The sequence below is a fragment of the Paracoccus albicereus genome (assembly GCF_024359525.1).
GTDB classification, from domain to species: Bacteria; Pseudomonadota; Alphaproteobacteria; order Rhodobacterales; family Rhodobacteraceae; genus Paracoccus; species Paracoccus albicereus.
In genome coordinates, this window is record NZ_JAKZEU010000001.1 from 627,458 (window position 1) to 640,918 (window position 13,461).

Consider the following 13,461-nt stretch of genomic DNA (forward strand, 5'->3'; position numbering starts at 1 on the left):
CGTTAAGGGTTCCCGGTTGCGCCGGAATGCCTCCGGCGGGGATATTTGCTTGAAGAAGAAGGGGTTGGACTTCCCCGCGGGGTTGCGCGGCGTTCACGGCCGGATCAGGGTCAAGCGTGGGTCGGATGCGGCACGGTCGGCGACCCAATCCGCCTCTGACGTGAAATCGTGGGGGACCTGTTCGGCGGTGCGGCGGCCCGACAGGCTTTGCGAGGCGAAGAAGTCAAACCCGTAGAGCGTAAGACGCGCGAGGTCGGAGCCGAGGACGAGGTCGATCAGCATCGCGCCGGTGGTGGGCGGTGCGCCGAGCCGGTCCTTGAGCCTGTGATAGTCGGACAGCGGATGCAGGTAGAAGCCGGGGCTGGTGGCGGTGATCCAGTCGAGGCGCTTGCGCTTGGGCGACATCCACAGGATGCGCGCGGGGTTGATGCGGGCGCGGTCGGCGGCGGAAAGGCGGGTGGCGAGCGCCAGCCAATCGGTGCGGGTGCCGTGGCTGTCGGGCGCGGGCATCGGCGCGCGGTTGATGCGGATGACCAGATCGGCGGCGTCGATCGCCGCGCCGTGGGTTGTGTCGGCCAGCGCACGGGCGTTTCCGATCAGGGCGACATTCAGACCGGCAAGGCTGTCGAGCAGGTCGGATCTGGGAGCCGACAGCCTCGCCAGCGCGGTATCGTTGCGCAGGGTGCGCGCGGCGAGGAAGCCGAGGCGGTTCATCGCGCCAGCAGGTCACGGTAGATGGCGATGAGCGCGCGCGCCTCTGTCTCGATCGTGTGGTTCGCCTCGACATGGGCGCGGGCGGCGAGGCTTGCTTCGGCGCGGGCCTGATCGTCGTCGAGCCAGCGCGCGAGCGCCGTCGCCAGCGAAGCCCGGTCGCCGGTGGTGACGAGGCTGCCGGTCTCGCCGTCGCGGATCAGCGCCTCGTACGCGCCGACGCGCGAGGCGATGGCGGGAACGCCGCAGGCCATTGCCTCGAGCGGGGTCAGGCCGAAGCCTTCCCAGCGGGCGGGGGCGACGAAGAGGTCGAGCGCCTGGTAGTGGCGGACCAGATCGGCCCAGGGCAGTTCGCCCAGGAACCGGATGCGGTCGCCGAGGCCCGCGTCGCGGATCTTCGCCTTCAGGTCGTCGGCGAAGGCGCGGTTGTCCGGCGTGATGCGGCCGGTGAAGACGATCTGCGCGCGCGGCCGCGTGGGCAGCAGGTCCAGACCCGCGCCGACCAGCAGATCGACGCCCTTCTGTTCGCGGACGCGTCCGAAACAGCCGATCAGCACGGCATCCGGGTCGAGGCCCAGACTTTTGCGCAGCGCGGCGCGGTCGGCGGTCGGATGAAACGTCTCTGTGTCGACGCCGTGCATGACCACGGTCGCGGGCCGTTCCAGATAGGACGCCGCCTGCGGGGTCGTCGCGACCAGCGCCTCTTGCTGGCGGATCAGCCAGCGGGTGAAGCCGGTATGATGACGCTGCGCGGCCGAGGTGAACATCAGCCGGAAGCGACGGCGCAGGATGCGGCGCAGGATCAGGCCCAGCGCCATTTCGGTGTTGCGCCGCGCGTGCCAGACCCGCCAGCGGTCGCGGGGCATCATCGTCGCGCGGATCAGCGGGATGTGCGGAACCTCTGGCGGCAGGCCGGGACCGGTGGCGCGGATGGCGATCATCCGCGCCTGAACCGGGATCAGTCGCACCACCGTCGCGGTGACGCCCGACAGGCGTCGCTTGAGGTTCGGGGCGATGACGAGGGGATCGGACATCGGGTCAGCCTTGGGGATGTTCGGCGCTGAACAGGTAGAAGGACAGGCCGATGATCAGCGGCACGAGGAAGAAGAGGAAGATCAGCCCATAGGCCTGGGCCGGCGGATGGTTGGCCTGGGCGGACAGATAGACCGGTCGCGACAGGAACTGCATCACGCCGACGCCCGAAATCGAGATCATGTTCATGAAGGTGATGCCGCGCCCGACCAGATGCGGCGACAGGAACGCGCGGCCATGCGACATGATCAGCGAATAGGAACTGTCCGAGATGCAGACCATGACCAGCAGCACCGACGACAGCAGAAGGCTATGCCCCGATCCCAGCCAGAGCCCCGTGAGAACGCCGCAGAGGAGCAGCGTGTTGGCGACGGACAGCCGCTTGTCCGATCCTGCCAGCCGGACCGCCCGACCCACCGACAGGTTTGCCGTCACCATCGCCAACCCCATGCCCAGCGTGACCCAGCCGATCAGGTAGTCGCTGGCGCCGTAAACCTCGGCCAAAAAGGGACCGGCCCACAGCCCGCGGATGCAGGCCGAAGCTGCATAGGTCACGCCCAGCAGCGGCAGGATCAGCCGCAATTCGCGGACCGCCATCAGGTCGCGCAGACGGGCCGTGCGAACCTCGCCTTCGGGTCGGGCCGGATTGCGCACCAGCGCGATGATGGCCAGCGCGACCAGCGCGGTGACGAGGGCCAGTCCGACCAGAGAGGCGCGCCAGCCGATCTGGTTGATCAGCCAGACCAGCGGCGCCGCGCCCAGCATGTTGCCGAGCGAGCCGATCCCGACGACCGCGCCGCCCGCCGCGCTCATCGAGCTTGCGGGCAGGGTGCGGGCGAAGATGTAGAAGCTGCCCATCATCACCGGCGCGCAGCCGATACCGAGAAGGGTCATCGCGACGTGGATCTGCCAGGGCGTCTGGGCCAGCGCGAAGACCAGCGCGCCACCGCAGCCGCCAAGCCCCAGCAGGAAGGCCACCGTCTCGCGCGGGCCGAAGCGGTCGAGCGCCCAGCCGACGGGGATCTGCGCGGCGGCGAAGGCGATGTACCAGAGCCCGGAAGACAGCGCGAGATCGGCGGGCCCGGCGCCCAGTTCGGTATTCAGCGTCGGCGCCAGAACCGCAAGGAACGCGCGGTAGAACTGGCTGAGCACATAGCCGAGGATCAGGCTGATCATGCCGGAGGAAAGGAGAGCCATCGCTTGGACATCCGCTGTCGACGCTTGGCGTCCGGATTGGGCCATCCGCCGCGCGGACGCAAGCCCGTGCCGCGCATAAGGCTCAGGTCACGGCGGCGCGGGCGTGATATTCCTGGCGATCCCAGCTGCCTTCACGCAGAATCCGGGCCATGATCCCGACTGCGCGGCTCACGTCCTCGGCCGTGTTGTAGAGCGGCGCGAAGCCGAAGCGCAGCACGTCGGGAGCGCGGAAGTCGCCGATGACGCCCTGGGCGATCAGCGCCTGCATGACGGCATAGGCCTGCGGGTGGCGGAAGCTGACCTGCGAGCCGCGCCGGGCCGGATCGCGGGGCGAGTTCAGCGTCAGGTCCGGGCAGGATGCCTCGACCTGGGCGATGAAGGCCTCGGTCAGTTCGATCGACCGGGCGCGCAGGTCGGGCATGGCGACATGGTCCCAGACGTCCAGCGCGGCATCCAGAGCCGCCAGCGCGATCACCGGGGGCGTGCCGACGCGCATCCTCTCGACGCCGCCCGCAGGTTCGTAATCGGGCTGGAACGCGAAGGGGGCGGCGTGGCCCATCCAGCCCTGGAGGATCGGCTGCGCGGCATCGGCGTGGCGCGGGTGGGTCCAGATGAAGGCCGGCGCGCCGGGGCCGCCGTTGAGATACTTGTAGGTGCAGCCGACGGCGAAATCCGCATCCGCGCCCAGCAGGTCCACGTCCACGGCGCCGGCGGAATGGGCGAGGTCCCAGACGGTCAGCGCGCCCGCGTCATGCGCGGCGGCGGTCAGCGCCGCCATGTCGTGGCGGCGGCCGGTGCGGTAATCGACCTCGGTCAGCATCAGCACCGCGAGGTCGTCGTCGATGGCTTCGGCCACGGCCTCTGGCTCCACGACGCGCAGGTCGGAGTCGATGGCGCGGGCGAGGCCCTGCACGACGTAGAGGTCCGAGGGGAAGTTGCCGCTGTCGGACAGGATCACGCGGCGGCCGGGGCGCAGCGCGCGTGCGGCGCTGACCGCCTGGAAGACCTTGATCGACAGGGTGTCGCCCATCACAACCTGGCCGTCACCCGCGCCGATCAGCCGGGCGATGCGGTCGCCGGTCACGCGCGGCTGGGCATACCAGCCGGCCTCGTTCCAGCCGCGGATCAGCATCTGAGCCCATTCGTCCTGCATCATCGCGGCAACGCGGTCGCGTGCGGCCACCGGCATCGGACCCAGCGAATTGCCGTCGAGATAGGTGACGCCCGAAGGCAGGTGGAAGGCTGCGCGGGTGCGGGTGAAATCGGTCGACAGATCGGTCATGGGGTCCCCCTTGACCGGACGCTAGCAGGGGCGTCCAATCCCCGAAAGTGGAGAGTGCGAATGCTGTATCAGGTCACCGATTGGGACGACGCCTATGCCAACGGGCCGCATATTCCGGGGGCGGACGGCTATCCGCCGCGCTGGGCCCAGGCGGCGGCTGCTTTCCGTGACCATCGTCCGCCCCAAACCGTGCGGCGTGGGCACCTGTTCCGGCCCAAGGCCGCGGCGAAGGGCCTGATGGTCTTCATCCATGGCGGCTACTGGATGCGCTTCTCGCCCGAGGATTTCTCGCATCTGGCTGCCGGTGCGCTCGAGCGGGGTTGGACGGTGCTGCTGCCCGGTTACGTGCTGGCGCCCGAAGCGCGGATTTCGGACATCACGGTCGAGGTCGCTGCCGCCGTAGCCGAGGCGGCTGACGTCGCGGACGGCCCCATTGCCCTGACCGGCCACTCCGCAGGCGGCCATCTCGCCGCGCGGATGATCTGCGAGGGCGTGTTGCCTGACGCGGTGGCAAGTCGGATCACCGCCTGCGTCCCCATCTCTGGCCTGGGCGATCTGCGGCCGCTGATGCGCACCCGGATGAACGCGACGTTGCGCATAGACTCCGCCGAAGCGGCGGCAGAGAGCCCCGCGCTGCTGGTCCCACGTCCCGGCATCCCGGTCACTGCCTGGGTCGGCGGAATGGAGCGACCGGAATTCATCCGCCAATCGCGTCAAATAGCGGATACGTGGGCCGGCCTTGGCGCCGCGACGGACTGCGTGATCGACCCCGGGCGGCATCATTTCGACGTCATCGAAGGGCTGGAGAGGGATAGCCCGCTGCTGGAACGGTTGTTGGCCTAGGCTTCTTTAGGCCCTCACGCAAGCCGCCTAAGGCGGCCCTATCGCATGTCGAACGTCTGCGGGTCGGGACCGGTCCGCTGGTTTTGGTCCAGGGCGTCGATGGCGTCCATGTCGGCTTGCGACAGTTCGAAGTCCAGCGCGGCGAAGTTTTCCGCGAGACGCTCGCGCTTTTCGGATTTCGGGATCACTGACAGTCCGTGCTGGATATGCCAGCGCAGCACGACCTGGGCCGGGGTCCGGTCGTGGGTTTCGGCGATCGAGCGGATCTCTGGCGCTTCGAAATCACCGCGTCCCAGGGGGGTCCAGCTTTGGGTGACGATGCCCATGCGTTCGTTCACGGCGCGCATGTCGGACTGGATCAGGGTCGGGTGGATCTCGATCTGGTTCAGGGCCGGGGTGACGCCGGTCTCGTCCACCAGCCTCTGCAGGTGATCTTCGTTGAAGTTCGCGACACCGATCGAGCGGATGCGACCCTGGTCGCGAAGCTCGATCAGGGTCTTCCACGTCTCGACATACAGGTCCGCCTTCGGCACCGGCCAGTGGATCAGGTAGAGGTCGAGCCTGTCGAGGCCGAGGCGCGTCATGCTGGCGTCGAACGCCTTGAGCGTCGCGTCGCGGCCCTGCGCGTCGTTCCACAGCTTGGTGGTCACGAAGACCTCGTCACGGGGGATGCCGCTGTCGCGCAGGCCCTGGCCCAGTCCTTCTTCGTTTCCATAGGCCTTGGCGCCGTCGATCAGACGGTAGCCGATCTCCAGCGCCTCGCGCACGACGCGGGCGGTCTGGTCCTTCGGCACCTGCCAGATCCCGGCGCCAAGCTGGGGCATCGTGTGGCCGTCGTTGAAGGTCATCATCGGTTGGGTCATCTGGGCTCGCCTCTCGTCGATCAATTGGCGCGGCCCAGTGAGGGCGCGCAGGTCATGCGGTGAAATCCGCCACGCTCGCGCCGGTGATCGCCAGCAAGCGGTCCGGTGCGATGGCGAAGATGTGGCGCGGAGTCCCGGCGGCCGCCCAGACGCGCGCGAAATCAGACAGGCGTGGGTCGAAGAACGCCGTCACCGGCTTCAGATGACCGACTGGCGCGACCCCGCCGATGGCAAAGCCGGTTTCAGACCTGACCCGGTCGGCATCGGCGCGGGACAAAGGGTGGTCGGCTACGGCAGCGGCCTTGACCGGGTCGACCTGATTTCCGCCGGCGGTCAGGAACAGGACGATCTGGCCAGTGTCTTCAGATTGAAAGACGATCGATTTGGCGATCTGGTCCAGCGTGCAGCCCGCAGCCTTCGCGGCGTCGGCGGCGGTGCGGGTGGTTTCGGCCATCTCCAGCACGTCGACCGGCTCACCGGCCGATTGCAGCGCCGCCTTTACCCTTGCCAAGCTTTTGCTCATCGCTCATCCCCTTGCGCAATCGGATGACAGGGGACAGGCGACGATGCAACAGGTCTTCACGCTGCTGGTCGAGGTCGGTCGCAAGAAGGGTGACGGGCTGCCCGAGGGTGTGACCGGGGCGGCGCTTATGTGCTATGCCTCGGGCAAGGATCAGGCCGAGGCGGTGCGCGAGACGGTGGCGGTGCTGAAGCAGGCCGACCTGGCACCGCTGGACGTGACCGGATACGGCACGCTGGAGGACCGTCTGGCCGAGGGTCACGAGATCGGCGACGAGGAACGCGCCCTGATGGACCGCGCGCGGGACGAGAACGCGGTCATCATCGCGCAGATGGAGCCGTTCTTCGACGCCGACAAGAAAGCCTGAGGCGACAGCGCGCCGGCGCCGGGGGTTTGGCCTAGGCAGGCGGGGGTGGTTCGGTTAGAATCACGTGCAAATCAAGGCGCGTTCACGAAAGCGCGCACAAAAAACACCCTCAGCAGTCTCAATCACAGGCACCCCGATGAGCACGATCAGCAAACTTGCCCTTTTCACCGCGCTTGCGAGCGTCCTCGCATCCTGCGCGGGACCGGTCAGCCGCACGCCCTATACGGCTGCGTCCGCGTCGGTCACGCCGGCCGCGATACCGGCGGCATCGCCGGGCGATCAGGCCGGGCTGATGCAGTTCGTCGCGTCGTTCAGGCCGCGCGCCATCGCGGCAGGCGTGTCGCCCGCGACCTACGACAGGGCCATGTCGATCGCGCGCTACAATCCCGAAGTGATCCGGCTGGACCGCAAGCAGGCGGAATTCTCGCGCCCCGTCTGGCTGTATCTGGACAGCGCGGTCTCGGATGCGCGGATCACCACCGGACGGCAGATGCTGGCGCGGCACGCGAACACGCTGGCCGCCATCGAGGGTCGTTACGGCGTCCCGCGCGAGATCGTGCTGGCTGTCTGGGGGATGGAGAGCAATTTCGGCGCCAATCGCGGCAAGATGCAGATCATCCCGTCGCTGGCGACGCTGGCCTATGACGGACGCCGGGGCGAGATGTTCCAGAACCAGCTGATCGCGGCGCTGAAGATCATCCAGGCGGGCGACACCGACCCCGAGCACATGCTGGGCAGCTGGGCCGGCGCGATGGGTCACACCCAGTTCATGCCGACGTCCTACCTGTCCTATGCGGTCGATTTCACCGGCGACGGGCGGCGCGACATCTGGTCGGACGATCCGACGGACTCGCTGGCCTCGACCGCTGCGTATCTGGCGCGGAGCGGCTGGAACCGTGGCCAGCCCTGGGGTGCCGAGGTCACGCTGCCGCAGGGCTTCAACATGGGGCTGATCGGCAAGGGCACGCGTCGGTCCGACTGGGCCGGCATGGGCGTGCGCCGCATCGGCGGCGGTGCGTTGCCAGGCGGCAGCGGTTCGATCATCATGCCGGCGGGCGCACGGGGTCCGGCGTTCCTGATCCTCGACAACTTCCGGTCGATCCTGCGCTACAACAACTCGGACAACTACGCTCTGGGCGTCAGCTTCCTGGGCGAGCGGATCGCGGGGCGTGCGGGAATCCAGGGCGGCTGGCCGCGCGAAGATCGTCCGCTGTCCACCGCCGAGCGTGAGGAAATCCAGGTTCGTCTGCGCCAGAAGGGTTTCTACGACGGCGAGATCGACGGCCTGTTCGGATCGGGCACGATGGAAGCCGTCGCGGCCTTCCAGCGCTCGATCGGCGCGACGCCCGATGGCTATCCGACCTCGATCCTGCTGGGCCAGCTTCGCCGCTGATCCGGCCCGCGTCGGGACCCTGACGCGATTTGCAAGCCCCGCGGGAACCTTTTTCGGTCCGCGAGGCTTGATTGGTCAGTGATTTCAGACGGAAAGGGAACATCATGGAAGGTTTGGGCTGGCTGGCCGCGATCATCGTCGGCGGTCTTGCAGGCTGGATCGCGAGCAAGATCATGGATGCCGACACTGGGATCCTGGTCAACATCATCATGGGCATCGTCGGTGCCGTGATCGCGAACGCGCTGCTGGGACTGTTCGGCATCAACATGCAGGCCGGAAGCTGGATCGCGCAGGGGCTTGCAGGCCTTATCGGCGCGATCATTCTGATCTGGGTCGCTCGAAAGGTATTCTGACGCCTGCGCGACCGATGACGACAAAGGCGGCACCGAAAGGCGCCGCCTTTCTTCATGCGATCATAACGCGGAGGGCCGCGGCGTCACGCAAGACGGTCGCAGAAGGCCCCGATCACCTGCGCGTAGACCGCGCGCTTGAAGGGGACGATGCCGTGGGCGAGATCAGCGGCACTCATCCACTGCCATCGGTCGAATTCGGGATGGTCGGTGTCGATCCGGATGTCGCTGTCCTGTCCGTGAAAGCGCATCAGGAACCATTTCTGCGCCTGTCCGCCGAAACGGCCCTTCCAGACCCTGCCCAGCAATTCGGGCGGCAGATCGTAGGTCACCCAGTCCGGCGTCTCGGCCTCGACCGTGACCAGATCGGCACGGACGCCGGTTTCCTCGACCAGTTCGCGCAAGGCGGCCTGACGCGGCGTCTCGCCCGCGTCGATCCCGCCCTGAGGCATCTGCCAGGCGTGGCCGGGATTGTCGATCCGACGTCCAGCGAAGACCAGTCCCTGCGGGTTGGCCAGCACCACACCCGCACAGGGACGGTAGGGCAGGCCCGCCGGGCCGGTCAGGTCGGGCAGACCCAGATCCGCGCCTTTCGCCTCGGTCATTGGCTGGGCGCGTCGGTCCCGGTCGCCTGACCCGTCCCGTCCTCGGGCGCTGCCTCGGCGTCGGTCCCGGCATCGGCCCCGCCTTCGGGTTGAGGTTCGGGAACCGTTTCCTCGCCTTCGGCCGGGGCGTTCTCGGTCCCGGAATCCTCGCCGGTGGCGGCAGGGGTCGCCGACGCGGTTACATCGCCCGCACGGAAGTCGACAGCGGCGAGGCCCTTCAGGATATCGACCGCGTAGGCCAACTGATAGTCTTCCTCACGCAGCGCGGCGGTCGCCTCGACTTCGGCGGCTTCCTCCTCGATCTGCTGGCGTTCCTCATCGCTAATCGAGTCGTTGTTTAGCGCACCGCGCAGATCCGCCTCGCTGCGGTCAAAGCTCGACTGCGAACGCGGAGTATCCTCGCCCTCTTCCTCTTCGCCGGGGGGCGGGGGCGCGGGCTGGGCGACGATGATGTCGGGGTTGATGCCAAGCGACTGGATCGAGCGGCCCGACGGCGTGTAATAGCGCGCCGTGGTCAGCCGGATCGCGCTGTCCGAGGTGACGGGCATGACCGTCTGGACCGATCCCTTGCCGAAGCTCTTCTGGCCGACCACGATGGCGCGCCGGTGATCCTGCAGCGCGCCGGTCACGATTTCCGAAGCGCTGGCCGAACCGCCGTTGATCAGGACGACCATCGGCTTGCCTTCGGCCATGTCGCCCGGCTCGGCGTTCCAGCGCTCGCTGTCGCCTTCCTGACGGCCGCGGGTGCTGACGATCTCGCCCGCGTCGAGGAACGCGTCCGAGACCTCGATCGCCTGCGTCAGCAGCCCGCCGGGGTTGTTGCGCAGGTCGATGACGAAGCCCGTCACCTTGTCGATGCCGCCGGCTTCCTCGACTGCCTTGTCGAGTTCGGTTTCCAGTGAAGAGAACGTCTCGTCGCTGAAGGTCGAGATGCGAAGGACGACCGCGTGACCCTCCACCCGGGAGCGGACGGCGGTCAGCTTGATCGTGTCGCGCATCATGGTCAGGTCGAACGGCTCTGTCTCTCCCTCGCGCAGGATGGTGATGGTGATCTCGGACCCGACCGGCCCGCGCATCTTCTCCACCGCCTCGTCCAGCGTCAGGCCCATCAGCGATTCGCCGTCCACATGGGTGATGAAGTCGCCGGTCTGGACGCCCGCCTCGGCGGCAGGAGTGTCGTCCATGGGCGAGACGACCTTGACGATGCCGTCTTCCTGGCTGACCTCGATCCCCAGGCCGCCGAAGCTTCCCCGGGTCTGGGTCTGCATGTCTTCGTAATCGTTCGCGGACAGGAAGCTGGAATGCGGGTCGAGCGATGTCAGCATGCCGTTGATCGCGGCCTCGATCAGCTTCTTGTCATCAGGCGCTTCGACATAGTCGGACCGGACGCGTTCGAAGACGTTGCCGAAGAGTTCGAGCTGTTCGTAGATCGAGGCGTTCCGTCCCGCTTCCTGCGCGATCAGCGGACCGGCGATCTGCGTCGTGACCAGCGCACCGGCCAGCACGCCGCCCACACCCGCCAACAGATAATGTTTCATCCTGCCACCTTGCCTTCGTTCATTGTTCCGGCTCGACGATCGGATTCAGCACGAACCAATCCGCCGGGTCCAGCGTTTCCTTGCCCTTGCGCAGCTCGACATACAGGGTTTCGGGCTGTCCCGCACCCCCGCCTGCCGTCGCGTCGGCCACGAACTGCGCGCCGAATTCCTGTGCCGGTGCCTCGGATCCGCCCATGAGGCCAAGGGGTTCGCCCGCGGCGATGACATCGCCGACCTCGCCGAACACCTGATCGAGCCCCGCAAGGACCAGAAGATAGCCGCGCTGCGGCTCGACGATCATCACGTTACCGTAATCCAGCAAAGGACCGCGGAAACGGATCGTCGCGGGCCATGGCGCGGTCACCAGCGCGGCCGGCGCGGTGGACAGGATCCAGCCCGGGCGCCGCACGCCCGCCGCATCGGCCTGATCGTAGCTGCGCAGAAGGCTGCCGGTCACCGGCAGGGGCAGACTGCCTGCCGCTGCCTCGAAATCCTCGACCGGGGCGCCGACATCAGTCTCAATCGCGGCGACGCCTGCGGCGAAATCCTCGAGGCTCTGGGCGGATGCTTCCAGCTTCTGCAGCTCTTCGGGGTTTTCAGCATAGCGGACGGGCATGGTCGAGCGGTCGGTGACGGCGCTGGCCAGCAGCCGTCGGGCTTCCTGGACCGCGGCGAGACCCTCACCCAGCATGTCGGCGGCGCTGAGTTCCAGCGCGCGCACGATCGCGATCTCGTCCAGATCGCCCTGCAGCGCCTCTGCCTCGGCGCGGAGGCCGGGTGCCACGGCGCCGAGCACCATGGCCGAGCGGGCGGTATCGACCGCGCCGCCGGGATGCAGCAATAACTGCGTCTCGGGCGCCTCGCGCAAGGCGGTCATCGCGCCCAGGACCCGCGACAGACGGTCGTGCTGTGCCTCGAACCGGGCGCGAAGCTCGGTTTCGCGCGCCGCCGCCTCGCGCAGGCCGGTGCGCAGCGCCGACAACCCGTTTTCGTAGCCGCGGATCACCTCTGTCAGGGCAGTCACCTGGTCGTCGGCCGTGACCGCGGTGGACAGCTTGCCGATGGCGGCGCGCAGTTCGGCGGCGGCGGCCTGTGCGTCGGACGCGGATTGCGCGGCGGGCTGGGCGGCGTAGGTCGTCACGGGCACGGCCAGCAGCAGCGCCGCCAACAGGGCGCGGTAGGATCGGGGCAGATTCATGCGGTCTCGATCAGGCTTTTGCCGGTCATCTCGGGTGGCAGGTCCAGCCCCATCAGGTCCAGAACGGTAGGGGCCAGATCGGCGAGGATTCCGTCGCGCAGATGGGCGCCGTCCGGGCCGCCGACGACGATCACCGGAACCGGGTTCAGCGTATGGGCGGTGTGCGGCTCGCCCGTGTCGGGGTCCACCATCGTCTCGCAATTGCCGTGATCGGCGCAGATCACCGCCGCCCCGCCGGTCTGCTTCAGCGCGGCGAGCATGCGGCCAAGCCCTTCGTCCACCGCCTCGCAGGCGCGGGTGGCGGCAGGCAGGCTGCCGGTATGGCCGACCATGTCGGGATTGGCGTAGTTCACCACGATCAGGTCGTAGCCCTTGCCGATCGCCTCGACGAGGCTGTCGGTCACCGCCTCGGCCGACATTTCGGGCTTCAGGTCGTAGGTGGCGACATCCGGGCTGGAGGGCATGAAGCGATCCTCGCCCTGTTCGGGGTCCTCCTTGCCGCCGTTCAGGAAGAAGGTGACATGGGGATATTTCTCGGTCTCGGCCAGCCGGAACTGACGCAGGCCCTTGGCTGCGACCCACGCACCCAGCGTGTTTTCGACCTGCCGCTTGGGAAAGGCCGCGTTCATGTAGGTGCTGTGGGTCTGCGAGTAATCGACCATGCCCAGCATTCCCGACCAGGCGGGGCGCGGTCCGGTCTCGAACCCCTCGAAACCCGGCTGGGCCAGCGCGGCGAGGATTTCGCGCGCCCGGTCGGCGCGGAAGTTGAGGCAGAAGAAGCCGTCGCCGTCCTTGGCGCCGGTATAGTCGCCGATGATGGTCGGGGCGATGAACTCGTCGGTTTCGCCGCGTTCGTAGGCGGCTTCGACGGCATGGGGCGCGTCCGGCGCGGCCTGACCCTCGGCGCGGACGATGGCGCGGAAGGCGCGCGCGACGCGGTCCCAGCGGTTGTCGCGGTCCATCGCGTAATAGCGCCCGATCACGGTCCCGATCGTCGCGCCGTCGGGCATGTTGCCGGCCATTTCGGTGATGAAGCCCATCGCCGATTTCGGCGCCACGTCGCGACCGTCGGTGATCGCGTGCAGCACGACAGGGATGCCCGCATCGGTGAGCGCGTTCACCGCCGCCTGCACGTGCATGATGTGGCCGTGAACACCGCCGTCCGAGATGACGCCCATCAGATGCGCGGTGCCGCCGGTCTCGCGCAGCTTGGCGACGAAACCGCCCAGACCTTCGTTCTTGCGGAAGCTGCCTTCCTCGATGGCGAGGTCGATCTGGCCCAGGTCCATCGCGACCACGCGGCCGGCACCGATATTGGTGTGACCGACCTCGGAATTGCCCATCTGCCCCGTCGGCAGGCCAACGTCGCGACCAAAGGTCGTCAGAGTGGCGTGCGGACAGTCGCGCATCAGCGCGTCGAAGTTGGGCGTCTCGGCGCAGTCCGGCGCGCTCTGCTCGGGTCGGTCGGATATGCCCCAGCCATCGAGGATGCACAGGATCACGGGCTTGGTCATGCGGGCCTCTTCGCGGTTCGCCCTTCTCTACGCCCGGCCTGTGCTGCG

14 protein-coding genes are annotated in these 13,461 nt (G+C 67.9%); 4 read left to right on the forward strand and 10 right to left on the reverse strand.

What is annotated here, in order from left to right; genetic code table 11:
* Positions 1–93: 93 nt before the first annotated feature.
* The 4 genes from MLD63_RS03085 to kynU form a co-directional block, all read right to left on the reverse strand.
* Complete coding sequence (locus MLD63_RS03085; protein ID WP_255328371.1) at positions 94–714, reverse strand: glycosyltransferase family 29 protein; 621 nt, start codon at positions 712–714, stop codon at positions 94–96.
* On the reverse strand, positions 711–1,745 hold the full coding sequence (locus tag MLD63_RS03090) for a glycosyltransferase family 4 protein (protein WP_255328372.1): 1,035 nt from the start codon (positions 1,743–1,745) through the stop codon (positions 711–713). Before MLD63_RS03090 ends, MLD63_RS03085 begins: the two co-directional genes overlap by 4 nt.
* A gap of 4 nt (positions 1,746–1,749) precedes the next feature.
* Positions 1,750–2,940 (reverse strand): MFS transporter, encoded by a 1,191-nt coding sequence (locus MLD63_RS03095; protein WP_255328373.1) that lies wholly within the window; start codon positions 2,938–2,940, stop codon positions 1,750–1,752.
* A gap of 82 nt (positions 2,941–3,022) precedes the next feature.
* Entirely contained in the window at positions 3,023–4,222 is a 1,200-nt protein-coding gene (gene kynU, locus MLD63_RS03100) for a kynureninase (RefSeq protein ID WP_255328374.1), read from the reverse strand.
* Between the two features lie 60 nt (positions 4,223–4,282).
* On the opposite strand from kynU, the gene MLD63_RS03105 reads away from it, so the two are divergent.
* Entirely contained in the window at positions 4,283–5,065 is a 783-nt protein-coding gene (locus tag MLD63_RS03105) for a hormone-sensitive lipase (protein ID WP_255328375.1), read from the forward strand.
* A 38-nt stretch (positions 5,066–5,103) separates the two neighbouring features.
* On the opposite strand, the gene MLD63_RS03110 is transcribed toward MLD63_RS03105, so the two are convergent.
* On the reverse strand, positions 5,104–5,928 hold the full coding sequence (locus MLD63_RS03110; protein WP_255328376.1) for an aldo/keto reductase: 825 nt from the start codon (positions 5,926–5,928) through the stop codon (positions 5,104–5,106).
* Between the two features lie 52 nt (positions 5,929–5,980).
* Positions 5,981–6,451, reverse strand: coding sequence for a YbaK/EbsC family protein (locus tag MLD63_RS03115; protein ID WP_255328377.1), 471 nt, complete (start codon positions 6,449–6,451; stop codon positions 5,981–5,983).
* Between the two features lie 43 nt (positions 6,452–6,494).
* Here MLD63_RS03115 and MLD63_RS03120 point away from each other — a divergent pair, with 43 nt between their 5' ends.
* The 3 genes from MLD63_RS03120 to MLD63_RS03130 all read left to right on the forward strand — a co-directional run bounded on the left by MLD63_RS03120 (position 6,495) and on the right by MLD63_RS03130 (position 8,561).
* Positions 6,495–6,815 (forward strand): DUF8846 family protein, encoded by a 321-nt coding sequence (locus tag MLD63_RS03120; RefSeq protein WP_255328378.1) that lies wholly within the window; start codon positions 6,495–6,497, stop codon positions 6,813–6,815.
* 136 nt (positions 6,816–6,951) lie between these two features.
* Positions 6,952–8,208 (forward strand): lytic murein transglycosylase, encoded by a 1,257-nt coding sequence (locus MLD63_RS03125; protein ID WP_255328379.1) that lies wholly within the window; start codon positions 6,952–6,954, stop codon positions 8,206–8,208.
* Between the two features lie 104 nt (positions 8,209–8,312).
* On the forward strand, positions 8,313–8,561 hold the full coding sequence (locus MLD63_RS03130; RefSeq protein ID WP_255328380.1) for a GlsB/YeaQ/YmgE family stress response membrane protein: 249 nt from the start codon (positions 8,313–8,315) through the stop codon (positions 8,559–8,561).
* Between the two features lie 83 nt (positions 8,562–8,644).
* On the opposite strand, the gene MLD63_RS03135 is transcribed toward MLD63_RS03130, so the two are convergent.
* From MLD63_RS03135 to gpmI, 4 genes are read right to left on the reverse strand one after another with little or no spacing between them, the layout of a single operon-like run.
* On the reverse strand, positions 8,645–9,163 hold the full coding sequence (locus tag MLD63_RS03135) for an RNA pyrophosphohydrolase (RefSeq protein WP_255328381.1): 519 nt from the start codon (positions 9,161–9,163) through the stop codon (positions 8,645–8,647).
* Positions 9,160–10,701 carry a S41 family peptidase gene (locus tag MLD63_RS03140; protein ID WP_255328382.1) on the reverse strand — a complete coding sequence of 514 codons (1,542 nt, stop codon included), beginning with the start codon at positions 10,699–10,701 and terminating at the stop codon, positions 9,160–9,162. Before MLD63_RS03140 ends, MLD63_RS03135 begins: the two co-directional genes overlap by 4 nt.
* 19 nt (positions 10,702–10,720) lie before the next feature.
* Positions 10,721–11,899 (reverse strand): murein hydrolase activator EnvC family protein, encoded by a 1,179-nt coding sequence (locus MLD63_RS03145; RefSeq protein WP_255328383.1) that lies wholly within the window; start codon positions 11,897–11,899, stop codon positions 10,721–10,723.
* Entirely contained in the window at positions 11,896–13,413 is a 1,518-nt protein-coding gene (gene gpmI, locus MLD63_RS03150; RefSeq protein WP_255328384.1) for a 2,3-bisphosphoglycerate-independent phosphoglycerate mutase, read from the reverse strand. The genes MLD63_RS03145 and gpmI overlap by 4 nt, the downstream gene beginning before the upstream one ends.
* Between the last annotated feature and the right edge of the window lie 48 nt (positions 13,414–13,461).

Excerpts from the sequence above, each read along its gene's own strand:
- MLD63_RS03085 (WP_255328371.1), bottom strand. The coding sequence starts at position 714 with ATGAACCGCCTCGGCTTCCTCGCCGCGCGCACCCTGCGCAACGATACC.
- MLD63_RS03090 (WP_255328372.1), bottom strand. The coding sequence starts at position 1,745 with ATGTCCGATCCCCTCGTCATCGCCCCGAACCTCAAGCGACGCCTGTCG.
- MLD63_RS03095 (WP_255328373.1), bottom strand. The coding sequence starts at position 2,940 with ATGGCTCTCCTTTCCTCCGGCATGATCAGCCTGATCCTCGGCTATGTG.
- kynU (WP_255328374.1), bottom strand. The coding sequence starts at position 4,222 with ATGACCGATCTGTCGACCGATTTCACCCGCACCCGCGCAGCCTTCCAC.
- MLD63_RS03105 (WP_255328375.1), top strand. The coding sequence starts at position 4,283 with ATGCTGTATCAGGTCACCGATTGGGACGACGCCTATGCCAACGGGCCG.
- MLD63_RS03110 (WP_255328376.1), bottom strand. The coding sequence starts at position 5,928 with ATGACCCAACCGATGATGACCTTCAACGACGGCCACACGATGCCCCAG.
- MLD63_RS03115 (WP_255328377.1), bottom strand. The coding sequence starts at position 6,451 with ATGAGCAAAAGCTTGGCAAGGGTAAAGGCGGCGCTGCAATCGGCCGGT.
- MLD63_RS03120 (WP_255328378.1), top strand. The coding sequence starts at position 6,495 with ATGCAACAGGTCTTCACGCTGCTGGTCGAGGTCGGTCGCAAGAAGGGT.
- MLD63_RS03125 (WP_255328379.1), top strand. The coding sequence starts at position 6,952 with ATGAGCACGATCAGCAAACTTGCCCTTTTCACCGCGCTTGCGAGCGTC.
- MLD63_RS03130 (WP_255328380.1), top strand. The coding sequence starts at position 8,313 with ATGGAAGGTTTGGGCTGGCTGGCCGCGATCATCGTCGGCGGTCTTGCA.
- MLD63_RS03135 (WP_255328381.1), bottom strand. The coding sequence starts at position 9,163 with ATGACCGAGGCGAAAGGCGCGGATCTGGGTCTGCCCGACCTGACCGGC.
- MLD63_RS03140 (WP_255328382.1), bottom strand. The coding sequence starts at position 10,701 with ATGAAACATTATCTGTTGGCGGGTGTGGGCGGCGTGCTGGCCGGTGCG.
- MLD63_RS03145 (WP_255328383.1), bottom strand. The coding sequence starts at position 11,899 with ATGAATCTGCCCCGATCCTACCGCGCCCTGTTGGCGGCGCTGCTGCTG.
- gpmI (WP_255328384.1), bottom strand. The coding sequence starts at position 13,413 with ATGACCAAGCCCGTGATCCTGTGCATCCTCGATGGCTGGGGCATATCC.